At 72.7% G+C, this 23,917-nt stretch carries 20 protein-coding genes and 1 riboswitch; of the genes, 7 read left to right on the top strand and 13 right to left on the bottom strand.

Annotated features, from left to right (window positions below; all coding sequences use genetic code 11):
* The first annotated feature begins 276 nt into the window (after positions 1-276).
* Positions 277-453, top strand: a complete 177-nt coding sequence (locus tag ABT112_RS01180; protein ID WP_351504146.1) for a hypothetical protein — start codon at positions 277-279, stop codon at positions 451-453.
* Between the two features lie 355 nt (positions 454-808).
* Here ABT112_RS01180 and ABT112_RS01175 read toward each other — a convergent pair whose 3' ends face one another.
* Positions 809-1,258: a hypothetical protein gene (locus tag ABT112_RS01175; protein WP_351504143.1), complete on the bottom strand. Its 450-nt coding sequence runs from the start codon at positions 1,256-1,258 to the stop codon at positions 809-811.
* Between the two features lie 574 nt (positions 1,259-1,832).
* On the opposite strand from ABT112_RS01175, the gene ABT112_RS01170 reads away from it, so the two are divergent.
* Positions 1,833-2,405 (top strand): YceI family protein, encoded by a 573-nt coding sequence (locus ABT112_RS01170; RefSeq protein WP_351504141.1) that lies wholly within the window; start codon positions 1,833-1,835, stop codon positions 2,403-2,405.
* A 197-nt stretch (positions 2,406-2,602) separates the two neighbouring features.
* Here ABT112_RS01170 and ABT112_RS01165 read toward each other — a convergent pair whose 3' ends face one another.
* The 8 genes from ABT112_RS01165 to ABT112_RS01130 all read right to left on the bottom strand — a co-directional run bounded on the left by ABT112_RS01165 (position 2,603) and on the right by ABT112_RS01130 (position 11,345).
* Complete coding sequence (locus ABT112_RS01165; protein WP_351504139.1) at positions 2,603-3,826, bottom strand: cytochrome P450 family protein; 1,224 nt, start codon at positions 3,824-3,826, stop codon at positions 2,603-2,605.
* Positions 3,727-5,085, bottom strand: coding sequence for a cytochrome P450 (locus ABT112_RS01160; protein WP_351504138.1), 1,359 nt, complete (start codon positions 5,083-5,085; stop codon positions 3,727-3,729). The genes ABT112_RS01165 and ABT112_RS01160 overlap by 100 nt, the downstream gene beginning before the upstream one ends.
* On the bottom strand, positions 5,082-5,696 hold the full coding sequence (locus ABT112_RS01155; protein WP_351504136.1) for a GTP-binding protein: 615 nt from the start codon (positions 5,694-5,696) through the stop codon (positions 5,082-5,084). Before ABT112_RS01155 ends, ABT112_RS01160 begins: the two co-directional genes overlap by 4 nt.
* Positions 5,671-6,033 carry a DUF742 domain-containing protein gene (locus ABT112_RS01150; RefSeq protein ID WP_351504134.1) on the bottom strand — a complete coding sequence of 121 codons (363 nt, stop codon included), beginning with the start codon at positions 6,031-6,033 and terminating at the stop codon, positions 5,671-5,673. The genes ABT112_RS01155 and ABT112_RS01150 overlap by 26 nt, the downstream gene beginning before the upstream one ends.
* On the bottom strand, positions 6,033-6,455 hold the full coding sequence (locus ABT112_RS01145; protein ID WP_351504132.1) for a roadblock/LC7 domain-containing protein: 423 nt from the start codon (positions 6,453-6,455) through the stop codon (positions 6,033-6,035). The genes ABT112_RS01150 and ABT112_RS01145 overlap by 1 nt, the downstream gene beginning before the upstream one ends.
* The gene (locus ABT112_RS01140; protein ID WP_351504130.1) at positions 6,452-7,927 is read right to left on the bottom strand and encodes an ATP-binding protein; all 1,476 of its coding nucleotides are present in this window, start codon (positions 7,925-7,927) and stop codon (positions 6,452-6,454) included. The genes ABT112_RS01145 and ABT112_RS01140 overlap by 4 nt, the downstream gene beginning before the upstream one ends.
* Before the next feature lie 523 nt (positions 7,928-8,450).
* Positions 8,451-9,560, bottom strand: coding sequence for a DUF4394 domain-containing protein (locus ABT112_RS01135; RefSeq protein WP_351504128.1), 1,110 nt, complete (start codon positions 9,558-9,560; stop codon positions 8,451-8,453).
* A 747-nt stretch (positions 9,561-10,307) separates the two neighbouring features.
* Positions 10,308-11,345: a hypothetical protein gene (locus ABT112_RS01130; protein ID WP_351504126.1), complete on the bottom strand. Its 1,038-nt coding sequence runs from the start codon at positions 11,343-11,345 to the stop codon at positions 10,308-10,310.
* A 357-nt stretch (positions 11,346-11,702) separates the two neighbouring features.
* Between ABT112_RS01130 and ABT112_RS01125 the strand changes: the two genes are divergently transcribed.
* The 3 genes from ABT112_RS01125 to ABT112_RS01115 all read left to right on the top strand — a co-directional run bounded on the left by ABT112_RS01125 (position 11,703) and on the right by ABT112_RS01115 (position 13,941).
* Entirely contained in the window at positions 11,703-12,143 is a 441-nt protein-coding gene (locus tag ABT112_RS01125) for a TIGR03668 family PPOX class F420-dependent oxidoreductase (protein WP_351504125.1), read from the top strand.
* Between the two features lie 605 nt (positions 12,144-12,748).
* On the top strand, positions 12,749-12,901 hold the full coding sequence (locus ABT112_RS01120) for a hypothetical protein (RefSeq protein ID WP_351504122.1): 153 nt from the start codon (positions 12,749-12,751) through the stop codon (positions 12,899-12,901).
* 224 nt (positions 12,902-13,125) lie between these two features.
* Positions 13,126-13,941 (top strand): inositol monophosphatase family protein, encoded by an 816-nt coding sequence (locus ABT112_RS01115; protein ID WP_351504120.1) that lies wholly within the window; start codon positions 13,126-13,128, stop codon positions 13,939-13,941.
* 470 nt (positions 13,942-14,411) lie between these two features.
* On the opposite strand, the gene ABT112_RS01110 is transcribed toward ABT112_RS01115, so the two are convergent.
* A complete protein-coding gene (locus ABT112_RS01110; RefSeq protein WP_351504118.1) occupies positions 14,412-14,618 on the bottom strand; it encodes a hypothetical protein in 207 nt (68 codons plus the stop codon).
* Positions 14,619-14,929: 311 nt separating this feature from the next.
* A complete protein-coding gene (locus ABT112_RS01105) occupies positions 14,930-15,403 on the bottom strand; it encodes a C40 family peptidase (RefSeq protein WP_351504116.1) in 474 nt (157 codons plus the stop codon).
* Positions 15,404-15,407: 4 nt separating this feature from the next.
* Positions 15,408-15,564, bottom strand: a riboswitch (cyclic di-AMP (ydaO/yuaA leader).
* Between the two features lie 738 nt (positions 15,565-16,302).
* On the opposite strand from ABT112_RS01105, the gene ABT112_RS01100 reads away from it, so the two are divergent.
* Positions 16,303-18,873, top strand: a complete 2,571-nt coding sequence (locus ABT112_RS01100) for an ATP-dependent Clp protease ATP-binding subunit (protein WP_351504115.1) — start codon at positions 16,303-16,305, stop codon at positions 18,871-18,873.
* Positions 18,874-19,056: 183 nt separating this feature from the next.
* The gene (locus tag ABT112_RS01095) at positions 19,057-19,491 is read left to right on the top strand and encodes a DUF7144 family membrane protein (protein ID WP_502975207.1); all 435 of its coding nucleotides are present in this window, start codon (positions 19,057-19,059) and stop codon (positions 19,489-19,491) included.
* 136 nt (positions 19,492-19,627) lie between these two features.
* Here ABT112_RS01095 and ABT112_RS01090 read toward each other — a convergent pair whose 3' ends face one another.
* Together ABT112_RS01090 and ABT112_RS01085 are read right to left on the bottom strand one after the other, a co-directional pair.
* Positions 19,628-19,897, bottom strand: a complete 270-nt coding sequence (locus tag ABT112_RS01090; protein ID WP_351504112.1) for a hypothetical protein — start codon at positions 19,895-19,897, stop codon at positions 19,628-19,630.
* Between the two features lie 12 nt (positions 19,898-19,909).
* Positions 19,910-23,869, bottom strand: a complete 3,960-nt coding sequence (locus ABT112_RS01085; RefSeq protein WP_351504110.1) for a polymorphic toxin-type HINT domain-containing protein — start codon at positions 23,867-23,869, stop codon at positions 19,910-19,912.
* Between the last annotated feature and the right edge of the window lie 48 nt (positions 23,870-23,917).

Raw genomic sequence — 23,917 nt, 5'->3', positions numbered from 1 at the left:
AGCTTCCTCGCCGGCCTCCACCTGCGCGCCTCGATGATCTGGGTTACAGACCTCATCCGGAGCACCCGGTGATCACGACTCGATACGCGCCCTAGGCCAGGGAGCACGTCAAAGATTCCCGACAAAACTCGGCTGGGCGGGGGCGGGGCGGACACGCGGCTGCCGCGGCCCGGCACGGGCCGCCGTTCGGGACGTCCTCGGGTCTGCGCGCCGTCGCGAGCTCCGAGGGAATGGGCGCAACGCACAGTGCTCGCCCGGGAGTCGCAATTCGTCGCCATGGCGGTGACCCACGCGCGAGCGGACCGGCCCGCGGTGGCTCTGTCGAAGCTCGGGGACGAACGCTGGATGGTGGATCCGGCGGCGGACGACGACTGCGCCGCTCTCCGGAGCTCCGTCGCCGCGCCGCCCGCACGCCGGCTCTTCCGCGGACCGGTGCCTGACACCGGCCCGTAGCGGAACCGGGCGGCACGGGAACCCGGGCGGCGCCTGAGAACGGCCGGGGAGCGGGGTCGTCGCCGTGCGAACTGTCGTGTCCGGGCTCCGGGTCAGGGTTCGGCTCCCCTTCCGGCTCGGGATACGGCTCCGGGTCCGGGTCGGGGTTCGGCTCCGGTACGGGGTACGGATCAGAGTCGGTGTCCGGATCGCAGTACGGCTCTCGTGAAGCGGGCGCGTGCTCCGGCTCGGCGGACGGCTTTGGCGCGGGATACGGCTCCGAATTCGCAGGGGCGTCGACGGGCGGAGCCCGGTGAGCGTGGCCGCCCGGCTTCCGTCGGCCGGCCGCGGCGGCAACCCGCCGGCCGCATCCGCATCAGCACCGGCGCCGACGCCGCGCCTTCCGTCGGCGGACGGGAAGGCCGTCGAGGACGAGGGAGAGCCCGATACCGATCAGCCAGCTGTCCTTGGCGAGGGCGATGCCCTGGTCGGTGGGGCGGAGGCTGCCCTCCCGGCGCATCCCGGGCGTCCGCAGGTACAGGCCGAACAGCCCGGCGGAGAAGGCGGTCAGGCCGGCTCCCGCGACCACCGTCGGCACCACGGGCAGCAGCAGCGCCGATCCGAGGGCGATCTCGGCGGTGGACAGCAGCTTGACGAACCGCTCCGGCTCCATGGTGCCCAGGAACGGATAGGTGGTGGAGGCGAAGCCGTGCAGCTGCTCGGCCGCGGGCCGGTCCGCTTCCCGCTTCGTCAGGCCCGAGTTGAGCACGAAGGCTCCGGTGGTGAGCCGGAGCGGAAGTTGTCTGACCACGGCGTGTGCATCCATGAGGCGCCTCCTGACGGCTGGTCGGCGCGGCACGCCGACGAACGGTCGCCCCGCTCCGGGACCGCGGACCTCTCCGGGACCGCGGATGCGCACCCCGGCCGCGCGTGCGCGGCACCGCGACCGTGTCCGTGGGACCACGGACTCGCCACGGCGCGCGGGCCGACCTTCGGTGTCCTCCGGAGCCCGTACCTCACGGACACCGGAAGCGGACCGTTCTCCGGCTGCTCGCCCTCTGCTCTTCGGCCCGGTCCGTGGCGACGCCCAGTCCATGACGACACCCGGCCCGCGGCGGCGGTTCCGGCGGGTGTCTCCAGCGTCGCACCCTGTCCGAGTCCGATCAAACGGGGAGATCACGAACCGCCGGGCCGGGCCCTCGACGCGGACGGACACGGGCCGGCGCGGCTCGCCTCCCACGGAGCGGACCGGCACCGGTCGGCACCGGCCGGCACGGCAGGAGGGCCCCCGGCCGGTCAGCAGATGCCCGCGGCCCGGCCTCGCCCTACGCTGAGCAGGGGAGGGCTGAACAGAGGGATACCGAGGCCGAGGGAGGGGACCAGAGGCCGCAGGAGCCGCCATGACCATGACGCGATGGTTCTTCGAGCCGGGGCACACCGCCGCGGAGTTCTGCGCCCGGCACATGATGGTCACCTACGTGCGCGGGCAGTTCAAGAACGTCCACGGCTTCATCGAGGTGGATCCGGACGAACCGGAGAAGGCCCGCATCGAGGCCACCATCGACGCGACCCAGGTGTACACCGGTCAGCCGCAGCGGGACGCCCATCTGCGCAGCGCCGACTTCTTCGACGTCGAGAACCATCCGGCCTGGACGTTCGTCGGGTCGCGCGTCGACCAGCTGAGCGCGACCGAGTTCGCGGTGACCGGCGATCTCACCGTGCGCGGGACGGCCCGGCCCGTCACCTTCGACGTGACGTATCTGGGCCAGTGGGACACCCCCTGGTGGGAGGAGGGGCAGAACCTCGGCCCCCGGAAGCGCGCCGGCTTCAGCGCCAGGGCCCGGATCAACCGCCATGACTTCGGGGTGAGTTGGAACGACGTCGTGGACCAGGGCGGGGTGGTGGTCAGCGACCTGGTGGATGTCACGGTCGATGTCGAGGCCGTCCTCGAAGCGTCGGTGCAGCCCGCCTGACCTGCGCGCCCCTTCGCAACCAGCCTGACCTGCATGTTTCCGCGACCTGCCCGACCGGCCCCGGCACCGCTGACCGCACCGGCCGGCCCTCGTCGCCCCCGATCACTGCCGGCACACCGACGCGGATGTACGGCCGGCGCACCTGCCCCTCGGAGAGCCGCCGGCCGCGCCCGGACGGGGCGGCCGGCGGCCGCGGTTCATGCCGGGGTCAGGCGCAGCGGCATCCGGCGCCAGCCGTGCGCGATGAACCCGGTGACCTGTTCCAGCGGTTCGTCGGCGAGCTCCATGTCCGGGAAGCGCTCGAACAGCATCGGCAGGGCGATCCGCGCCTCCATGCGGGCGAGCGGTGCGCCGATGCAGTAGTGGACGCCGTGCCCGAACGCCAGGTGGTCACGGTCCTTGCGCAGCAGGTCGAACTCTCCGACGGTCGGCCCGTGCCGGGCGGGGTCCCATCCGGCGGCTCCGTAGGTGGTGAGGATCGGGTCCCCCTGCCGGATGACCGTGCCGTCGGGCAGCTCGATGTCCTCGACGGCGTAGCGCAGCGGCAGGTTGGCGATGCTGGGCGCCCAGCGCAGGGTCTCCTCGATCACGTCGTTCCAGGTCGCCCTGGACTCGTCCAGATGACTGCGCTGCTCGGGGTGGGTGAGCAGGCCGTGGACGGCGTTGGCGATCAGATTGACGGTCGTCTCGTGCCCGGCACCGACGACGAGCAGCAGGGTGTCCAGGAGCTGCGGCTCGCTCAGCCCCGAGCCGTCGGCGTCGCGGGCGGTGACCAGGGTGGTGGTCAGGTCCTCGGCGGGGTTCTCCCGCTTGTACGCGACGAGCGAGGAGAAGGCCTGCTGGACCATCTCTCCGGTGGCGGCGGCCTGTTCGGGGGTGGCCGTGGTGTCCATGATGCGTTCGATCAGCTCGGCCACGGCGGGGCGGCTCTCCTCGGGGATGCCGAAGAGTTCGCAGATGACCTGCATGGGCAGCGGCTGGGCGAACCGGGCGCGCAGGTCGGTGACGGTGCCGGCGGGAGCCTCGGCGAGCCCGTCGAGGAGGGTGGTGGTGATGGCTTCGATGCGCGGCTCCAGCGCATTGGTGCGGTGGGCGGTGAAGGCCGGGGATATCAGCTTGCGCAGCCGGCGGTGGTCGGCCCCGTAGGCGGTGAACATGTTGTTCACCCCGGCCCAGGAGCGGAGCCAGCTGTCGTGGTGTTCACCGCGCTGCCAGGCCGGCCAGTGCTGCCGCGGGTCCTTGGAGACGCGGGGGTCGGCGAGGAGTTGCTGCAGCAGGTCGTGGCTGGTGACGTACCAGGCGGGGATCGAGCCGGGGAGCTCTACCAGGACGGCCGGGCCGCGGTCGCGGAGGCGTTCGGCCTCGGCCCGGAGGTCCCGTCCTGAGGGGTCGAGGGTGATGGCAGTGAACTGGTGTTCCACGGGGTGACTCCGGTGGGATCGGGGACGAGGGGAGTGAACCGTGCGGGGAGGGTGGCGAGAGCGCGGTGGAAGCCTCCCGGACGCCATTCCAACTGGTCGTACGGGACGGCGAGTTCGATGTCGGAGAGCCAGGCGGTCAGCCGCTCGATGGCGGTGATGGCCACGAGCTGGGCGTGGTTCCGGACGGGGCAGGTGTGCGGCCCCGCGGACCAGGCCAGATGGGATCCGGCGCCGGTCGCGATGGTCTCCGGGCAGCGGGGAACGGAGAGGTTGGCCGCGGCGTACGAGACGAGCACGAGCTGGCCGGCCCGGATCCAGGTGCCGTGGAAGTAGACGTCCCGGCGCGGGAAGTGGGCCCCGTAGTTGGCCATCGGCGGGTCGTGCCAGAGCACTTCGTTGACGGCGTCGTGAGCGGTGAGCGCGCCGCCGGTGAGGGTGGTGTAGTAGCGGTCGTCGGAGAGCATCCGGGCCAGGGCGTTCCCGACGAGGTTGGTGGTGGGTTCCAGCCCCGCGCCGAGCGTCAGCACCACGTGGTGGACGACCTCTTCGGCGCTGAGCCCGGAGGGGTGGTCGATGAACCAGCTGGTGAGGTCGTGGCCGCGTTCCCGGCTCTTGGTGGTGACCAGGTCGGTGACATACGCCTCGAAGGCCGCGTTGGCCCGCCCGGCCTCCTCGGGGGTGTTGCCCTCCATCATGCCCGCGAGGGAGTCGATCAGCCGGGTGCTGTGGGAGTCGCCGAACCCGAAGAGCCGGTTGAACATCAGCATCGGCAGGACCCGCGCGTACTGGCTGATCAGGTCCGCCCGCCCGGTGGCGCCGAACTCAGTGATCAGGGTGTCGGCGGCCCGGTGGACGTGGGAGCGCAGCTCATGGGACTCGATCATGCGGAACGAGTCGGTGATGACACTGCGGTACCGGGCGTGCACCGCCCCGTCGTTGAACAGCGGGTTCGGCCGCCAGGCGAGCATCGGCCGGACCGGCGAGTCCTCGGGGATGGTCTCCTGCCAGGGCCGCGGGTCGTGGGACCAGGTGTCGGTGTCGTGCAGCAGGTCCAGTGCGGTGCGGTAGTCGGTGACGAGCATCGCGCTGACGCCGGGGGCGATCTCGACCGGGGCCAGGTCCCCGTACTGGCGGAGTTCGGCGTATGCGGTGTGCGGGTCGGCGGCGAACTCCGGTCCGTACAGGCGCAGCAGGGCGTGGTCGCCGCGGACGGGGCAGCCCGGCATCGGCAGCGAGCCGGGGGGTGTGGGGTGGGTCATCGGGGAGCTCCGACGGGGGCGTGGGCCATGATGTGCCGCGCCAGGGTGATGAGCGCGTCGGCGGACTGGTTGCGGTCCCGCGCGTCGCACACGACGAGCGGGGTGTCGGGGAGCAGGTCCAGGTGGTCCCGGAGCGTCTCCACGTCGTGCAGCGGGGCGTCGGGGAAGGCGTTGACGGCCACGGCGTAGCGCAGCCCGGCCTCCTCGATGATGTCCATCACCTCGAAGGAGGCGTCCAGGCGCCGGGTGTCGACGAGGACCAGGGCGCCCAGGGCCCCTTCCGCGATGTCCTCCCAGAGGGGCAGGAAGCGCTTCTGCCCGGGGGTGCCGAAGAGGTAGAGGACCAGGTCGTCGGCGATGGTGCGGCGGCCGAAGTCGATGGCGACGGTCGTGGTGGTCTTCTCCCGCACCCCCGACAGGTCGTCCACCAGTGCTCCCGCCTGCGTCATCACCTCCTCGGTGTGGAACGGCGGGGTCTCGGACAGCGCGCGGATCATGGTGGTCTTGCCGACTCCGAACGGACCGGCGATCAGCACCTTGACCAGGAGCGGCTGGGCTTCTTCCGGCAGCGGCCCGGGACCGCCGCTAGGACTTGAGGGCGTAGAGTCCATTGATCAGTTTCTCCAGAATGTCCCGGTCGGGCTGCTGAGCGGGAGGTATGGGGGGACGGGACCGCAGGTAGCCGGCTTCCACGAGGTCCGCCGCCAGCACGCGGGCGATGCTGAACGGCAGCCCGAGGTGGGCGGCGACCTCGGCGAGCGGCAGCGAACAGCCCACCGGCAGGATGTCCAGGACCCGCCGTTGCCCGGGGCTGAGCTCCGAGGGCTCGGCGGGGGCCGCCGCCATCAGCACCGACAGCCGTTCGAGCGGGACCCGGTCGTCGTGAGCGCGCCCGCCGGTGGCCAGGTAGTGGGGTACCAGCCGCCGGCCGTGGGGCCTGGGGCTCATCACAGTGCGGCGTTCTGCCGCGGTTCGCTGCTCATCGCCTTCGCTCCGAGCGCGCCGACCTGGAGGTGCATCTGGTGGGCCAGCACGCCCATGTTGATGTCGGGCGCGGCGAAGACCACCAGACAGGCGTTGGCTCCGGCGGGCACGGCCACCAGCCAGCCCTCCGCCGACTCGACGACGGTCTGCCGCAGGTCGGCGGAGCCTCCGGTGAAGGCGCTCGTGGTGGTGCGGGCCGCGCCCTGGAGGGCGGAGAGCATGGCGGCGACTCCTTCGGCGCTCTCCCGGCTGAGCTCCGGTGACCGGCCCTGGACGAAGCCGTCGCTGGAGACGACCGCGGCATGCCGGACGTGCGGCACCTCCAGCAGCGGTGCCAGCACCCAGGACTGGTCCTCGGTCAGGGGGCGGCGTGCGGACGTGCTCATGCGGGTCCATTCCCTTCATCGGTGCGGTCGGCTTCGGAGAGCGTGGCGTGGCGCCCGGCGACGGATCCGCGCTGGAGGGCGGCCCACTTCTCCGCGCTCACCGCGGCCTCCTCCGGGGCGCGTGCCGCGCCGGAGGCCTCGCGGCCCGTGCTCCGGTCGGCGGCCGGGGTGGGGTTGCGCCGGCGGCGGCGCGGCAGGGCGTCGGCTTCCGCTCCCTGGCTTCCGGGTACTCCCTCGCTTCCGGGCGCTTCCGGGCTTCCGGGCTCTCCGGGCCGGAAGTCGGGCGCGAAAGCCGGGTCCGCAGGGGCCGGGCCCACGGGGGCGTGGGCGGCGTCCGGTGCGGCGCCGGTCCCGGCGGGGGCCGCCGGACCGTGGAACGCGCGGTCCCCGGGCGGCCGGGGCGCCAGCGCCGACAGGGGCTGCTGCGTCTCGTCGAGCAGGGTCAGCAGCGGGTCGCCGGGGATGAACACCACGGCCCGGACTCCGCCGTAGGCGCTCGTCTCGACGTGCGCCTGGAAGCCGTAGGCGCGGCAGAGCTGTCCGATGGCGGCGAAACCGGAGCGCGGCGGGTCCCCGAGCTCCGTCAGCAGGACGGGGTGCCCGCCGGTGATCAGCTCGGCCGCGCGCCGGGCCTCGTCGGTGTCCAGGCCGACGCCGGCGTCGTCCACGATCACCGAGGCGCCCCGGTTGCCCTGCTGGACGATGACGTAGACGGGCAGGTCCGGGTGGGAGTGGTGGAGGGCGTTCGCCAGCAGCTCGGTGATGACCACCGCCACCGGCTCGACCGCGCGGGCCACCACGGCGATCGGGTCCCGGAGCTGGTTGCTCACCTGGACGCGCTGGTACCCCAGCAGCCGGGAGCTGGCCCCCATCACGATCTCGGACAGGTAGGAGTCGGCGCGGGCCAGCCCCGGCCAGGCGTCCGACACGATGCCGGTGACCTGGATGCGGCGCAGGATCTGTTCGTTGAGGAAGTCCACATCGACCAGGTCCTGCATCACCTTCTCGCCGTCGTAGCGGTGTTGCAGCTCCTGGAGCAGCTCCTGCATCCGATAGCTCATCGCCTGGATCCGCGTGGTCGCGCCGCGCAGCGCGGACCGGGCGGACGCGTCCACCCGCTGTCGTTCCGCGAGTACCGCCTCCCCCACGTGCTCCAGCACCCGCCGGCTCGCGTGGTCGACGTCGCTGCCCGCCCACCGGGGGTCCAGCAGGCCGGGTACGTCCAGGTGGGGGTGGGTCAGTGCGGTCACGGCACCGGAGATGCGGCGGTTGCCGAGATGGCGGAGTTCCGCGCGCACTCCTTCCAGCGCCGTGATGGTCTCCGCCGCGCGGTGCTCGGCCGCCGCCAGTCGCTCCGCCGCGCGGGCCCGCTCCGCAGTGCGCGCCCGGTGCTGGCGAACGGCCAGCAGTGCCGCAGCCAGCGTGCACGCGCCGAAGATCCACGCCAGTGCCACTGCTACGTGCTCATCCATCAAGCCTGCCCGGAAAATCGTTTCGGTGGGGGGAATATGAAGGTACGGCCGCTGGGCCAAGGCTCCCGGTCACTGCCGGGAACGTCCGGGAACCGGATGGCGAACCCATCCCGTCCGGACCGGTGCCACCACCTCGGCCGAGATGCTCCGCGGACTCAGTCGCGCGCGAGTGCGCCGGGCCGGACCGTGGGTCTCGACCAACGGAGCGGCACTCCCGGGAGCTCTCCCCAGTGCGTAACGCCGTGTAATTGACTGATCGTCACAGGTGAAGATCGTACGGTACGGATCCGGCCGCCGTCAGCCGGGGCGGTGAAGTTGCCGCAGGCTACCGGTAGCAGGGCTTCCGCACCCCCTGGTCAGCGGGGCCTCCCCGGCACGGACCGCGGAATGCCTCCCGCCGCCGATGGCCACCGACAGGTTCCGGCCGGGCGGCGGAGGTCGGCTCCGGGCAGCGCGCCGCCGCCCGCCTGCCGGACGAACCGGCAGGCGGGCGGCGGCGTTCGGCGCGCGAATGCGCCCGCGGTCAGCGGTTGTCGGTCGGGACGGCGACGTCCTCGACCTGCTGCCGCTCGGGGAAGGATCCGATCAGCCGGGCCCGGCCGGTGAGCAGGTTCACCTGGTAGAAGCCCCGCCGCTCGCGGTCGCCACCACCGGCTCGCGGCTCCTCGCGCGTGCCCAGGCTGGCGTAACCGGTGTTGGTGCCGCGCTGAGGGTCGGTGTGGATGTCGAATCCGGCGTTGGGGCCGACGTTCACCCCGAGCCGGCCGACGGGGTTGAGCGTTCCCGCGTTGGGCGGGGCCTGGATGGAGAGCCGGTCCAGATCGGTGTCGATGTCGAAGAGCGTCGTCCCCGAGCCGGGGTTGCGGTCGTTGTTGCTGTACGCGGCGCCCGTCACCCCGGTCGCGACCCGGCCCCGGCCGCCGTTGCGGTCACCGGAGGTCATCGACGGGTTCATCGAGGAGTTCGGCGAAGCGTTCATCGCGTTGTCGGGCGAGGAATTCATGGAGTTGTCGGGCGAGGAGTTCATCGCGTTGTCGGGCGAGGAGTTCGTCGACGACGTCGAGACATTGGTCAGCCGCTCGTCGACGAAGGTCCGCGCGTTGGAGCGCTCGTCGCCGTCGACGGCCCGGCCGTTGCCGTTGCCGTTGTCGCGGACCTCGAACCGGTGCCGCAGGTTCTGGCCGGTGTCACTGATGATGCGGAGCTGATTGGAGACCGGGTTGAAGTCCACGCCGAAGTACCGGCCCTGGAGGCGAACGGTCAGCTGGGACACCTTCCGGGCGCGGACCTGCGGCTCACCGCCGCCACCGCCTCGCAGGCGGGGGGTGGTGAGGGTGTAGACGCCGCCTCGGTTCCCCACGCCGTAGAGCCGCCCGTCCTGCACCCGGTAGTCGATGCCCACGAGGTACTGGTCGTCCCGCAGCCCCTCGATCCTGCCCAGCGGACGCGCGTGCTCCGGCCGGTCGGAGTCGAACGCGGCCAGCGCGCGGCCGCCGACGAGGCCGACGACCGGAACGCCGCGCGACGGGTTCACCGCGGCCGCGCCGTCGTCGGCACCCGCGGTTCCCACGGGACTGAGCAGCGCGGCGCCGGCGGCGACGACCAGCGCGCTGACGATCACTCGATTGCGCATATGGATCTCCATGTTCGGTGCGGCCCACTGCCTGGGCCTGCTCTCGGCCGATACGTTCCGCAGAAACGGACTAAATATCAGATATTCCCACTAGCGAGGCATTCCCCCTGACGCCACCCGGATGGCGGACGCGCCGGCCCTCGAACAGCGGGCGCGCGCACCGCCGTACGGGCGGCGCGGCCCGCGCCGCCCGGCGACCGAAGGCCGACGGGAGGTTGGCGGCAGGCCGACGGGAGGTCGGGGCGGCACGGGTGGCAGCGGTCCGGAACCTCGGAGTTCGCAGGTCCGGACCATCCGTTCCCGGCCTACGGTGCAGGGCCGAACGGGCTTCCGGCCTCCGGCCCGGCCCCGGAGACCGCGCCCCCGAACCCCCGCGGAAAGTGGACCTCCGTGCAGCTCACCCCCGACCGACGGCGTACCGGGCACCGGGCGTTCGCCACCCTGGCGCTCGCCGCGCTCCTCCCCGCATTCACACCGGAACGGTCGGTGCGGGCGACCGTTCGATCGTCACGTCCCTCACCCTGCACCCGGACGGGACACCGTACGGAACGGCCACCGCCCGGCTGACCGCGCTGACGCGTTCTCTCCGGGTGCCCGGCGGGGTCCGCACGGCGCACGGGCAGCCGTGAGGCGAAGGCGGCGCCTCCCGGCCGGCTCCGGGCTGTTCCGGCCGCCGGTGAACGGTGGGGACCGCACGGGACTCCGCACTCGGCCGGGCGACTCACGGCGGTCCGGCACCGCGACGGGTCAGGTCCCGCGGCGTCCGCGCCCGGCCGGCCGGCCCGGCGGGCGCTTCCTCGCCCGCTCCGCCTCGGCCGCCCCCTCCTCGGCGCGGACCCTGGCCCGTTCCGCCGCGTCCCTGGCCCGCTCGGCCGGGGCTCCCGCCGCGCGCCGCTCCCTCCGTGCGGCGGACAGGTCGCTCCTGGCCTGCCGCAGTTGCTCGGTCAGTTCCTCCACGTGCCGTTGGGCCCGGTGGAAGCGGTCCTCCGCATCGGCCAGGCCGCGTTCCGCCGCGGTCGCCTCGTCGGCCCGCGCGTGAGCCTCCCGCCGGAGGTGCTCGGCATCCCGGCGGGCTTGGTCCCGTCGCTCGCTCCGTTCCCGTTCGGCGCGCTCGCGCTGCCGGCTGCGTTCCGTCAGATCGGTCACCGGGGCCGGCTCCCCCGCCCCCGTCGCTTCCACCTCTGCCGCCTTCTTCCCGCGGGGCGTCGCCCGGCCCGGTCCGGCGCGCCCTTCGGCGGGGCTGTCGGCACGGCCCTGGGGGCCGGTGCGGCCGGGGGCTTCCCGCCCGGGCGGGCGCAGCGCGTACACGGTGGCTTCGTCCGCCGGACCGAAGCCCGCCACCGGGGCGAAGGCCCTGGTCAGGCGCCCGGCCGCCAGCTCACGGGCCGCGTCGGGGTCGGCCAGCGCCGCCTGAAGGGTGGCCTCCACCTCGCGCAGCGCCCCGTCCGGCACGGGGCGGCCGGCCTCGGCGGTGATCCGGCGGGCCTGTTCGGAGAGGGCGGCGACCAGTCGGTGCTGCTGCTGGGAGAGGTCGCGCAACTGCCGTCCGTCCAGGTCCCGGTGGGCCCGGCGCAGCTGCTCCCCCAGCCCGAGCACCGCCTCCACCTGCTCCCGTTCGCCGCGGACCAGCAGGTTGACCGCCCACGCCGCGAGTGTCGGCCGGCGCAGGGCCCGGATCCTGGCCGCCTGGCCACGCGGGGCGGCGCGGGCCGCCTCGTCCCGGGCCTCGGTGAAGGACTCGGGCGGCAGCCCATAGAGCTCGTCGGCAACATCCTCCCAACCCATACCGAGATATTTGCACCTTTTGCCCCGATTGCGGGATATCGCGGCAGCCGCGGCGCCGACCGCCCGCCATTGCCGTCCGCGCATCCGCGGGGACCGCACCCGAACCTCGGCCGATTCACCCCCTGCACGGCCCGCGGGCCGGCGTCATGGTGGAGGCATGGCACCCAGGGGGCACGGGACCCGCCCCGCCGTTCCGGAAGTTCGACTTCCACACCCGCCGGGCGGGCGAACGGCGGCCGGACGGTCCGGAGACGTCCGCCCGCGGAGGGGCGCGGCGGCCGGACGCCCGGGAGTCGTGCGCCCGTGGAGGGGCGTGGCGGCCGACGCGTCGGACCGCCGGGAGAGGGCGGGCCCGCGATGCCCCGGATGAACGAGGGCGAGGCCAGGCGGCTGTTCGCCGACGCCCGGGTCGCCCGGCTGGCCGGCGTGCGCCCGGAAGGCCGTCCGCACCTGGTACCGGTGACCTTCGCCCTGTGGGACGACACGGTGGTCACGGCGGTCGACCACAAACCCAAGCGGACCCATGAGCTGCGACGGCTCGCCAACATCAGGGCACACCCCGCCGTCTGCCTCCTGGCCGACGCGTACGACGAGGACTGGGGCGCGCTGTGGTGGGTCCGGGCCGACGGCACGGCCCGCATCGAGGACCCGCCGGATCGCCCACCGGGGGCCGCGCCACGCCTCCACCCGGCCCTGGCCCCGCTGCGGGCCAAGTACCCCCAGTACGCAAGGAATCCCCCCGACGGCCCCGTGATCCTGGTGACCGTGGAGCGCTGGCAGGGATGGCGGAGCCGGTAGGGCACCCACCCGTCCGGGCAGGAGACGCCCCGGCGCCCGTGCCCGCGCCCGCACCCATGCCCGCGACCATGCCCGTGGGAACGGAAGCCCGGGCGGGCTCCGGCGACACGGACGGACGCCGCGCGCGGCCACCAGCCGCGCCCCGTCGGCGCCGATTGCACACGACTGGCCGGATGCACCGTTCGGAATGGCCGGAACTCGCGCACTCATCGTGGCGACACTCCACCCGCAGAACGATGACAGGCCCCGCGCGCACTCCGGATAATCGGGTGACCCATTTCCCGTCGGCACGATTCCCGCCCTCCGGACCGCCCCCGACTCCCGACTCCCGACTCCCCGGAATATCACCGTCCGCTTCACAAGCATCGGTTGAGTCCGCAACCAATCCCCTCGGACATTCAATTACTGAGCGTGAATCCCTAGCCAAAGATGAGTGAAAGGGGGAACCTGTGCGCCTCGCATCGGCTCTCATCTGACGGAGAACGACGGGAGAAGAATGTGAGAATCGATCCGGGAGAGCTGCGAAACCAGTGCCCCCAGTGCGGCGGCCAGATGCAGCAGAGCCCCAGTGGGGGCTGGCTGTGCGGAAACTGCGGAGCACAACGTTGAGCGGCGAGCCCTACTGGACCACGACGTGCCCCGGCTGCGGGGCACAGATAGACGGGCTGCACAACCGCTACGTCTGCGGCATCTGCGGCTGGGTCAGCCCGCCCGAGGAAGAGAACCCCCCACCCCCCGTGTCCCGCGTCGAGGACTGACCCCTCTCGTCACGCGCCCCTGCCAGGCCGACCCCCTCGCCGGGAACCGCACCTCGCCGAGCGTCGCCCCCTCGGCGAGGACGGACGCCGGGCACCCGGAGGCCCCCTCCCCGCCGCCTCGGGCCCGCGACGACCACGGCATCCGCCGGTACCGACCCGCCGCAAGGCAGTGCGCACCGATCGCGTTAGATGGACGCATGTTCGGCTCTGGAACGTATGGTGCGGTGGAAGAGTTGATCCGGACCGTGGTCGCCGAGGAGGTGCTCTCCCGCTTCGGCAGGCTGTCGGATGCCGACATCAGCGAGAAGGCAGGCCCCCTGGATCTCGTCACGGTCGCGGACCGGAACGTGGAGGAGCGGCTCACCGAGGCGCTGAGCTCGATGGCCCCCGGCTCGCTGGTCATCGGCGAGGAGGCGGTGGCGGCCGACCCCGGTCTGCTGGACTCCCTGCACGACGACGGCCCGGTCTGGATCATCGATCCGATCGACGGGACGGCCAACTTCGTGCGCGGGCTGCCCGAGTTCGCCACCCTGGTCTCCGTCGCGCGCCACGGCGAACTGCTGGCCTCGTGGACCCATCTGCCGGTGCCGGGCCTGACGGCCGTGGCACGACGCGGCGAGGGGGCGCTGCTCGACGGTGCGCCGCTGCGGCTGCGCCCGGCCGCGAGCAACGACGTCCTGCAGGTGGCGAGCGCCCGGCCCGCCCATCTGACCGCCGAACAGCAGCACCGTTTCTACGAACTGGCCCCGGAGCACGGCGTGAAGGCGTGCGCCAGCGGCTCGGCGGGGTGCGACTACCTGGACGTGGCGCGGGGCGAACTGGACGCGGTCGCCTACACCTGGGACAACCCCTGGGACCACGCCGCCGGTGTGCTGCTCGTCGAGGAGGCCGGCGGGACCGCGCTCACGGCGCGCGGGGAGCCGTTCCGTATGGCGCAGGGCGTCGTCCCGTTCACCGCCGCGCGGGATGCCGCGACGGCGCGACGGGTCGCGGAGCTGCTGGCCGTTCCGCTCCCTTCGGCCCCTGTGCCCGGGAGCTGAGACCGCGTCTCCCGGGGCGGGCGGGGCCCATCGGCCGGATACCGGCACGTGGCCGAAAGCGTGCGCGGGATCGTTCCCCGGCCGGATGTTCCCCTTCTCGGCCCGCGTTCGCGTCACGATCGAGGGGCAGCACTTCCTACGGGCTCCACGGAGCGTCTTCTCACCCGATGGACGACGACAGGCGACAGGAGGCTGCCGTGAGGATCGATCCGGCGGAGATCCGCAACCAGTGCCCGCAGTGCGGTGCACCGATGCAGCAGAGCCCCAAGGGCGGCTGGCTGTGCACCAATTGCGGTGCCCAACGCCGAGGCTCCGGTTCCGTGCAGGCCGACATTCCGGTCGGGCCGGACGGCCGTCCGGGCCGACGCCGTTCACGCCCACCGCACACCGCACACCGCACACCGATCCCGCTCGACGGGCAACGCTCCGACAGAGTGCCCGCCGGCCGCACCGAAACCGACGCTTTCCGGTCAGAGTTCCGCTGCGGCGGGTGAGCCGGACTTCACCGCGTGACGCATCGAAAAACACCGGCGCACGGTGACCTCATATCCGAAGCGAAAACCGCGCGCCGTCATCACTCGATCACTCCGCGATACGGCACGAATGACCGGCGGCTGCGCCGGTCCGGAATGCAGGGGCGAAAACACCGGCCACGACCACTTCTCCGGGTCGGTCATGGCCGGTGTCCCGTGCATCACCCCGCCCGGAATTGGCGACGGGATATCCGTACGGGGCGCGATACCGGGACGCGTACGGCCCGATCACGGTCCGATCGGGGAAACGGAACGGAGTATCCGGGACTAGCGGAATTTCCCTCTCCGGCCCGCGACGGGACCATCCGCGACGCCTGCCGCCGCATGGCCGGTGGCGACGCCGGGCCCATCCCCTGGACCCGGCCCCACCACCTCGGCCTGCGACGGCACGGCGCTCCGGCCGGCACGGCAGGCCGGACCCCCTCAGCCGGTCAGGCCGAGCGGCGGGGGCGGCCCTACTTGACCCGCCCGTACCAGACGCTGCGGGTCCAGATCCGCTCCTTGCGCACCGTCCTCCCGGGCTTCGGCGAATGCCAGATCTTGCCCTTCCCCGCGTAGATGCCCACGTGGTAGACACCGCCACCCGAGTGGAAGAAGACCAGGTCACCCGCCTTCCGGGAGCGCACCGAGACATGGCGGGTCTTGTTGTACTGGGCAGCCGCCGTGCGAGGCAGCTTCTTGCCCACCCGCTTGAACGAGTACAGCGTGAGACCGGAGCAGTCGAACCGGTGCGGGCCCACCGCACCGTAGCGGTAGGGGGATCCCTTCTTGGAGGCCGCGATCCTCAGGGCCTTGCCGGCCGGCGTGGCCGCTTCCGCGGTGGGCGCGGCAGCGGGTATCAGCGTCGAGCCGGCGAGAGCGGCGGCCGTGAGAACCGAGGTGGTTCCGGCACGGGATATGAGCGCAGGAATGCGTGTACGCGCAGACATGCGGAAGCCCTTCGTCATCCGCCTGCGAAAGATGACCTGTCGGGTTCGGGCCGGCGAAGTTGCCCGGCCACATGACGTGGCTTCACCCCAAGAGCCATCACCTTCATGGCTCGGTCGTACTTGGGTCTCCCGCTCCTGCCGAAGTTGGGTGTTCGCGGTACATCCGGACGGCGGCAGGACTCGGCGTCCATCCGGATCGCCCCGCCTCGGTTGGCGGGGGCTTGTTGTCGGTTATGGATCCTGCGTCATCAACCACCGTAATTCAGAGCCGAAATGGCCTTCTGTGAACTTCTTCACTCTCATCCGATTGGGCGATCCGGGCCCGCCGGGCGGTGTGAATACCTCCGGTAACGGGCTTTGAGCAGCGTGAAGTTGGGCATCGTCAGCCGCCACTTCGCAGCGCTCCCGGTATCCCCAATTCCGCTTCTGCGCAGTGGAGTTGACGGTGTGACAGGTGGGTGCTCATGCAGGTTGCGCCGATGCCCGGAGGGGTCACCTTCCGGGCAGCCCGGAGGGTGCCGGGCACCGCGCGGAGGGGAGCCGGCCGGAGGGCGCGATGTGCCGGACCCACTCGCTCCGGAACCCGCGCCGCACCGGCCGCACGATACGGACGGGGCCAGGCCGGGCCCTGCGCGGGACGGCCGCCGCGCCTCCCCGCCGACCGCGACTACGGGGTCGGCCACGACCGAGAGCGCCGGAGTGAGTCATTCCGGCTGCCGGCCGGGCCCGGGGCACCGCCTCCGCCCGGGCCCGGCACACTCCCTCCATATCGTCTAAATTGGGGCAGGTGGGGTTACGGCGGTCCGTTGTACGCCGGGCCTGCGGGACCGTGTCCGACCGCCGCACGCGCACCGAGACAGGCGTGGCCCGGTCCGGCCGGACCACGGGGACGGATACCCATGACCGACGGCCAGCAGGGTCCCGAGGACCACGGCCCGGACCCCCTCGGAGACTTCTTCTCGCACTTTCTCGGCGGCGGCCAGCCCGGGCAGCCGCCGGACGCGCGGCGCATCGACTTCAGCCGCATGATGAGCGGCCCCGCGCGGCAGCTCGTCTCCGCCGCGGCCACCTACGCCGCCCGGCACGGCAGCTCCGATCTCGACACCGAGCACCTGTTGCGGGCCGCGCTCTCCACCGAGCCGACCCGCGGCATGGTCACCCGGGCCGGCGCGGACCCGGACGCGCTCGCCGCGGAGATCGACCAGCAGGCCGGGAACGGCCCGCCGCGCACCTCGATCGCCGTCACCCCGGCGGTCAAGCGCGCCCTGCTCGACGCCCATGAGATCGCGCGCTCCACCGGTGCTTCGTACATCGGTCCGGAGCACATGCTCGTGGCGCTGGCCGCGAACCGCGACTCCACGGCCGGCCAGATCCTCAACGCCGCGCACTTCTCGCCGCCCGCCGGGTCCCGGGACGGCTTCACGGGCGCGCCCGGTACGCCCGGGCCGCGCCCCGGACCGGAGGAGCGGAACACCCCGAACCTCGACAAGTACGGCCGGGATCTCACCGAGCTCGCCGCCGAGGGCCGGATCGACCCGGTGATCGGACGCGACGAGGAGATCGAGCAGACCATCGAGGTGCTCGCGCGCCGGGGCAAGAACAACCCCGTCATGATCGGCGAGGCCGGGGTCGGCAAGACCGCCATCGTCGAGGGCCTGGCCCAGCGGATCGCCGACGGCGACGTCCCCGACATCCTCGTCGGCCGCCGCGTCATCCAGCTCGATCTCTCCGGGGTGGTGGCCGGCACCCGTTTCCGCGGGGACTTCGAGGAGCGGCTCACCGGCCTCATCGACGAGATCCGCACCCACTCCGACCAGCTGGTCGTCTTCATCGACGAGCTGCACACCGTCGTCGGCGCGGGCGGCGGTTCCGAGGGCGGGGCCATGGACGCCGGCAACATGCTCAAACCCGCGCTGGCCCGCGGGGAGCTCCATGTCGTCGGCGCGAGCACGCTGGAGGAGTACCGTCGCTACGTCGAGCGGGACGCCGCGCTCGCCCGCCGGTTCCAGCCCGTCCTGATCCCCGAACCCAGCACCGCGGACGCCGTGGAGATCCTGCGCGGCCTCCGCGACCGCTACGAGGCGCACCACCAGGTCCGGTACACCGACGAGGCCCTGTTCGCGGCCGTCGAGCTCTCCGACCGCTACCTGCCCGACCGGTACCTGCCCGACAAGGCGATCGATCTGATGGACCAGGCCGGGGCCCGGGTCCGGCTGCGGTCCGCCACCCGGGGCACCGACGTGCGCGCCATGGAGCGCGAAGCCGAGCAGCTCGCCCGGGACAAGGACCAGGCGGTCGCCGCCGAACAGTACGAGCGGGCCACCGAACTGCGCGACCGCATCGCCGATCTGGACGGCCGCATCGGCAGCGGCGGCCACCAGCGCGGCCAGGTGGACGAGGTCACGATGGAGGACATCGCCGGCGTCGTGTCCCGCCAGACCGGCATCCCCGTCAGCAGTCTCACCGAGGAGGAGCGGGACCGGCTGCTCAGCCTGGAGGAGCATCTGCACCACCGGGTCGTCGGGCAGAACGAGGCCGTGGCGGCGGTGGCCGACGCGGTGCTGCGGTCCCGGGCCGGGCTGGCCGACCCGGACCGTCCGATCGGGAGCTTCCTCTTCCTCGGGCCCACGGGCGTCGGCAAGACCGAACTCGCCCGGGCACTGGCCGAGGCGCTCTTCGCGAGCGAGGACCGGATGATCCGCCTGGACATGAGCGAGTACCAGGAGCGGCACACCGTCAGCCGGCTGGTCGGCGCGCCCCCCGGATACGTCGGTCACGAGGAGGCCGGGCAGTTCACCGAGGCGGTGCGGCGGAACCCGTACTCCCTCCTGCTGCTGGACGAGGTGGAGAAGGCGCACCCGGACGTCTTCAACATCCTGCTGCAGGTGCTCGACGACGGGCGGCTCACCGACTCGCAGGGCCGCACGATCGACTTCAAGAACACCGTCATCGTCATGACGAGCAATCTGGGCTCGGAGGCGATCAGCGGCCGGGGCGGCGCGCCGGGGTTCGGCGCGGGGGACGCGGACGCCGAGGAGGAGGCCCGGCGCGAGCGGGCGCTGCGCCCGCTGCGGGAGCACTTCCGGCCGGAGTTCCTCAACCGCATCGACGAGATCGTGATCTTCCGCCGGCTCGCCGACGAACAGCTCCAGGAGATCACCAACCTGCTGCTGGACGAGACCCGGCGCCGACTGCGGGCCCAGGACGTGGCGGTGGACATCTCCGCGAAGGCCGTCGACTGGCTCGCCCACCAGGGGTACCAGCCGGAGTACGGTGCCCGGCCGTTGCGCCGGACCATCCAGCGCGAGGTGGACAACCGGCTCTCCCGGATGCTGCTCGACGGCAATCTGCGGCCGCACACCAGCCTGCGGATCGATGTGGAGGACGGCCGGCTGACCTTCCACCGGGGCGAGGACGCCCCGGCGCACCGGGTGCTGAGCCCGGCCGGCGGGCCCGACGGCACGGCATGACGCGCCGGTTCCGGGCGCGGTGCCCGGACCGCTCCACCGGGGTGCCGGAGGGGCGCTGTGCCGGCGATCGCGGAGGTCGGAGCCGAGATGCCCGGAACGCCCGGTTGTGTGACCGTGGAATCAAGGACCGCCGATCGGGTGAATCCCGCCGACGGCCAGGCTGATCCTTGTAAAGGAGCCACCATGACCGGCCATGTTCACGGGGCCCGGGCGGGCAGTGCTGCCCGAAGCTCCGACACCAGTGGTTTCGTGTCCGGATGGGTCACCTTCGCCGGGGTGATGATGGTCTTCGGCGGGCTGATGACCCTCTTCGCGGGCATTGCCGCCATCGCGAACGACGAGGTCTTCGTCAACACGCGGAACTACGTCTTCGAGTACGACCTGACCGGATGGGGCTGGATCCATCTGATCCTGGGCGTCGTCATCGTCCTGGCGGGGTTCGCTCTGTTCACCGGGGCGCTGTGGGCCCGTGCGGTCGGTGTCGTACTGGCCGGCCTGGGTGCCGTGGCGAACTTCCTGTGGCTGCCCTACGCCCCGGTCTGGGCCGTGGCGCTGCTCGCGATCGACGTCTTCGTCATCTGGGCACTGTGCACCAGTCCCCGTCACTCCGAACCCTAGGGTCCCCGCCCGGATCGGGCCTTCAGGTCGCGGGCCCGGTCCGGACGACAGACCCTCCGAGCGCCTCTGGCGTCGAGGCCCCGCCGGTTCGCACCGGCGGGGCCTCGTCATGTGCGGGGGCCGTCCGGCCCCCGGTTCAGTTCAGCTCCTCCTTCGCCTGCCGCTCCAGCTCGTCGTGGAAGGCGTCATGGGCTTCCCGGCGGTCCGCCCAGGCGGCGGACAGATGCACCGTCCGCTTCGCCTCGCCCAGCGAGCACGACTGCAGCCGGGTCACGGCCTTGATGCAGTCGATCATCCCGAAGCCCTCGGCCCGCAGGTCCCGCAGGACTGACTCCATCGGCTTGCCGTCGTTCATCAGCCCCGCTTCCCTCCGCACGGAGGTGTCGAGGTCACGGGACACGGTCATCAACGGTCTCCTCTACTTCGCGTATCTGGCGAGATCAAGGGTGAAGTCCACCTGATGCCCGGGGTTTCCGCTGAGGCGTTCAGCGGTGATGCGGAGCTTCTTGAACCCCTGCCGCGCGGCGGCCGGGGCGATGTTCTGCCGCAGCTCCCGCATGATGATGCCGACGTTGAGCGCGCCGCGCTCCATGCCGTCACCGTAGACCAGGAGATCGGACAGGTGCAGGGAGTCCCCGTCGATCTTGACTCCGGCGAGCATGCCCACGTCGCCCTTGTCGGTCTTCAGCGTGTGCTCGAGCTCCTTGCCGGCCCGGAAGTCACTGATGTCGCAGTAGCTGCCGGCATTGTGCACCAGGACGGGAGCCGTCCCGGCGACCGTGTAATAGGTGTGGATGCCGTTGACGGAGAGGTTGAAGACCCGCTGGACGGCGGTCCACGCCCGGGTCGCCGTCACCTTCACCCAGGTACCGGCCGAGGTGCGGAGCATGGCGCCCGGTTCCACGGCGCCCGCCTCGACCCAGGCCTGCCGGTCCGCGATCCAGAACGGGTGGCCCTCGGTGGCGGTGACGGTACCGGTGGCGTCGCCCCGGTCACCGTCCGTGTCCACGGTGAGCCGGACCAGGTTCTTCTCGCCGAAGCCGGTGATGACCCGGTCGACGGGGCGTGCCTCGGTGCGGCCGGCGACGGGATCGGTCGCCAGGACCCGGTCCCCCACCCGGATGTCACGGATCCGCCGGGACGATCCGTCGCCCATCAGGACCGGGGTCTCCGGGGTGAAGCTGTTGGGCTTGCGGCACGGCGGCGGCAGCTTGCCGCCCTTGGAGAAGAGCTTCTTGAAGAAGTCGGCGCCCTTCTTGCCCCACTTGCCGAACTTGATGCCGGAGGCGCCGTAGCCGGCGACGGGGACCATGCTCGCGCAGGAGAGACCCGCATTGAGGGCGTCGCCCTCGGCGCCGTACCAGAGGCAGTTGCCGCCGTCGGCGAGCTCGCCGGCGCCCGGGATGAGGCCGACGACGTCCAACGCGAAGTGGCCGCCCTCGGAGAGCATGTCCCAGACGCTGGTGTCGTCCTCCTCCTCGCCGGCGGACTCCACGAGGGCTTCCGCGAGTTTCCGGAGCTCCTCCTGCTCCTTCCGGTCCTGCTCCTTCCGCTTGGCCTCGTCCTCGGCGCGCTTCTTCACGACGTAGGCGGCGAAGGCGTCCTTGGCCGCCTTGTCGGCCGCCTGGGCGTCCTTGCCCGCGGCGGTGGCCGAGGCACGGGCGGCGTTGGCCGAGGTCCAGGCGTCCTCGGCGGAGCCGCGGGCGGCGACGGCGGATGCCTTGGCCCAGGCCGCTGAGGCGGTCGCCTCGCGGGCGGCCTGGTGGGCGTCCGCCTCGGCCCTGCGGGCGGCCTTGGCCGACTCCTTGGCCTCGGCGGCGGAGGCCTCCGCCTCCTTGGCCGATGCGCGGGCGTCGTCCGCGTACTTCTTGGCCTGCGTGGCCGAATCGCGGGCCTGCTTGGCGTACTTCTCGGCGTCCGCGGCGGCCCTGCGGGCCAGCGCTGCGACGCGTGCCCCCTCGGCGGCGTGCTTCTGCGCCTGGGCAGCGACACCGGCGGCGCCGGCGATCATCGACTGCACATCGGCGACATGGGTGGCCGTCAGCAGGTCCTTGCGCTTGGCCTTGAACTGGCCGGACTCGATGAAGGCGTGCAGCAGCTGCGGCGGCCCCTCCAGGGCGATCCGCGCCGCGGCCTTGACCTCCGCGCCGCCGCTGTTGACCAGCTGTACGGCCCGGACCCGCTCGTCGGCCTCCCGGGCGGCGTACTGCCCGGTGGTGATGAACGCGCGCAGCGCGTCCGTCGAGCCGTCCTTCAGCGCCGCCTGGGCGGCCTCCTTCACGCCGCGCTGACTTCCGTCGGAGATCTGGACGACCCGCACGCGGTAGTCGTTGGCCGCCGCCTTGTGCTGGCCCTCCTTCAGGAAGGCGCCGATCGCTCCGGCGTCGCCGGCGAGTGCCTTCTCGGCCGCCGACCGGACCGACGCGGACTCCGCCTCGTCCGCCAGGCGCTCGACCCGGGCCCGGTCGTCCTGCTCCACCGCGGCCTGCCGGCCGGAGCGGACGTACGCACGGATGTCCTCGTCCGAACCGGCCAGCGCGACCTCCGCGGCGGCCTTGCTCCACGGCCCGCGGTTCTTCATCGCGATGACCGCCATCCGGCGGCCCTTCTCCGCGACCTGCCGGACGTCCGCGTCCGGCTTCGCGGCCTCGGCGGCCAGCCGCTCGGCCTCCTCGTCGAGGCTCTTGGCCTCCTTGGCGACGCGGGCCGCCTCGGCCTTGCGCTCGTCGTCGGTCTCCTTGAGGTCCTTGGCCCGCTCGATGGCCGCGTCGGTCCGGGCGCTCAGTTCGGCCGCCTCGGTCCTCCGCGCCAGCTCCTGGATGCTGCGGGCCTTGGCGACCGCCTTGGTGGCGACGTCGGCGGCCTTCTTGGCCGCTTCGGCGTGCGCGGTGGACTCCTTGGCGGCGGTGGCCGCCTCCCCCGCGTGATCGGCCGCCTCGTCCGCGAACTTCGCCGCGTTCTCCGCGTGCTCGGCGGCGTCCTTGGCCGCGTCGCGCGCCTCGTAGGCCGCGGCTGCCGACTGACGCGCCAGCTCCTCCGCGGAGTTCGCCGCACGGGTGGCCGCCCGTGCCTGACGGCGGGCCGCGGCAGCGGCGGCGTCGGCCGTCGCCGAGTGCGCGCCCGCGGCGTCGGCGAAGCCGCTGGCCTCGCTCGCCGCGGACGCCGCCGCGTCGGCGTTCGCACCGGCGCTCGCGGCCGACCGGGCCGCGTCACCGGCGGCCGTCGCCGCGACACCCGCCTGCTGTGCGGCCTCCGCCGCCAGCTTGGCGCCCTTGGCCGCGTTGCGCGCCTCCTCGGCGGCCTTGCGCGCCGTGGCCGCCTGGCCCGCGTCGGTGGCCGCGGCAGCGGCGGCACCCCGTGCCCGTGAAGCCGCCTCGGCCGCACCGGCCGCGGCGGACGCCGCCTGGGCCGCGGCGTTGGCCGCCACCCGTGCCGACTGGTTCGCCGCCCGGGCCGCGCTGATGGCCTCCTGCGCCGCGGACGCCGCACCGCGCGCCGCGTCGGCGGCCCGTCCCGCGGCGCTCGCCGCCCGGTGGGAGTCCTTGCGGGCCTCTTCCGTCTCCTTCGCGGCCTTCTGCGCCGCCTCCTTGGCCAGCTTCGACGCCTCGACCGCGCGCGCCGAGGCCTCCTTGGCGGCTTCGGTCTGCCGCTTCGCCTCCGCACCGGCGGCCTTGGCCTGCGACGCCAGCTGGGCGATGCTCGCCCGCTCCTGGTCGCGGGCGCGGGCCACGTGCTGCCCCACCTCGAGGAACTCGCGCACGTCCTCGATGGAGCCGTTCATCGCGACCTTGGCGGCCTCCTTGGTGGCGGGTCCGCCGGTGGCCATGATCTGCGTGAGTTCGACCCGGTCGTCGGCCGCCCGGGCGGCCTCCTGACCAGAGTTCAGGAACGTGCGGACGTCCTCGATGGAGCCGTTGAGCGCGGCCTTGCCGGCTTCCTTGGTCCCCCGGCCGCCCTCGTTGATGATCTGGGTGACCTGCACCCGCTGGTCCTGTTCGAGCGGCGCCTGCCAGCCGCTGCCGAGGAACGCGCGGAGCTGTTCGGGCGTTCCGCCCAGGGCTTCCTTGGCCGCGTCGCGGACCCCCCGGCCGCCGACCGTGAAGATCTGCGTGGTCGTGACCCGGTCGTCGTGGAGTTCGGCGACGGTCTTCTCGGCGTCCAGGAAGCGCCGCACATCGGCGTCGCTTCCCATGAGCGCGACCTCCGCCGCGGCCTTGACCCCCGGTCCGCCCTCGCGCCAGGCCTCGACCACACGGCCGCGGTCGGTCGCCGGGATCGGGCTGGTGACGCTGTCGTCACCGGGCCCGTCGTCCGCGAACGCCGGGCTCGCGCCCAGAATCCCCGCGGTCAGTGACAGAGAAAGGGCTCCGAGGCACAACGTGCGTATGCCACGGACCCATCTCCCCCCTGTTCTGTTCAAGTAGAT

The sequence above is a fragment of the Streptomyces sp. NPDC002055 genome, assembly GCF_040296705.1.
In the GTDB taxonomy this organism is placed as follows: Bacteria; Actinomycetota; Actinomycetes; order Streptomycetales; family Streptomycetaceae; genus Streptomyces.
Note: the sequence above shows the minus strand (reverse complement) of the source record. Positions and strands in the feature narration are given on the sequence as shown.

Excerpts from the sequence above, each read along its gene's own strand:
- ABT112_RS01135 (WP_351504128.1), bottom strand. The coding sequence starts at position 9,560 with ATGCGCAATCGAGTGATCGTCAGCGCGCTGGTCGTCGCCGCCGGCGCC.
- ABT112_RS01145 (WP_351504132.1), bottom strand. The coding sequence starts at position 6,455 with ATGAGCACGTCCGCACGCCGCCCCCTGACCGAGGACCAGTCCTGGGTG.
- ABT112_RS01150 (WP_351504134.1), bottom strand. The coding sequence starts at position 6,033 with ATGAGCCCCAGGCCCCACGGCCGGCGGCTGGTACCCCACTACCTGGCC.
- ABT112_RS01090 (WP_351504112.1), bottom strand. The coding sequence starts at position 19,897 with ATGACCGTGTCCCGTGACCTCGACACCTCCGTGCGGAGGGAAGCGGGG.
- ABT112_RS01170 (WP_351504141.1), top strand. The coding sequence starts at position 1,833 with ATGACCATGACGCGATGGTTCTTCGAGCCGGGGCACACCGCCGCGGAG.
- ABT112_RS01110 (WP_351504118.1), bottom strand. The coding sequence starts at position 14,618 with ATGACCGACCCGGAGAAGTGGTCGTGGCCGGTGTTTTCGCCCCTGCAT.
- ABT112_RS01180 (WP_351504146.1), top strand. The coding sequence starts at position 277 with ATGGCGGTGACCCACGCGCGAGCGGACCGGCCCGCGGTGGCTCTGTCG.
- ABT112_RS01140 (WP_351504130.1), bottom strand. The coding sequence starts at position 7,927 with ATGGATGAGCACGTAGCAGTGGCACTGGCGTGGATCTTCGGCGCGTGC.
- ABT112_RS01155 (WP_351504136.1), bottom strand. The coding sequence starts at position 5,696 with ATGGACTCTACGCCCTCAAGTCCTAGCGGCGGTCCCGGGCCGCTGCCG.
- ABT112_RS01175 (WP_351504143.1), bottom strand. The coding sequence starts at position 1,258 with ATGGATGCACACGCCGTGGTCAGACAACTTCCGCTCCGGCTCACCACC.
- ABT112_RS01100 (WP_351504115.1), top strand. The coding sequence starts at position 16,303 with ATGACCGACGGCCAGCAGGGTCCCGAGGACCACGGCCCGGACCCCCTC.
- ABT112_RS01125 (WP_351504125.1), top strand. The coding sequence starts at position 11,703 with ATGCCCCGGATGAACGAGGGCGAGGCCAGGCGGCTGTTCGCCGACGCC.
- ABT112_RS01105 (WP_351504116.1), bottom strand. The coding sequence starts at position 15,403 with ATGTCTGCGCGTACACGCATTCCTGCGCTCATATCCCGTGCCGGAACC.
- ABT112_RS01095 (WP_502975207.1), top strand. The coding sequence starts at position 19,057 with ATGACCGGCCATGTTCACGGGGCCCGGGCGGGCAGTGCTGCCCGAAGC.
- ABT112_RS01160 (WP_351504138.1), bottom strand. The coding sequence starts at position 5,085 with ATGACCCACCCCACACCCCCCGGCTCGCTGCCGATGCCGGGCTGCCCC.
- ABT112_RS01130 (WP_351504126.1), bottom strand. The coding sequence starts at position 11,345 with ATGGGTTGGGAGGATGTTGCCGACGAGCTCTATGGGCTGCCGCCCGAG.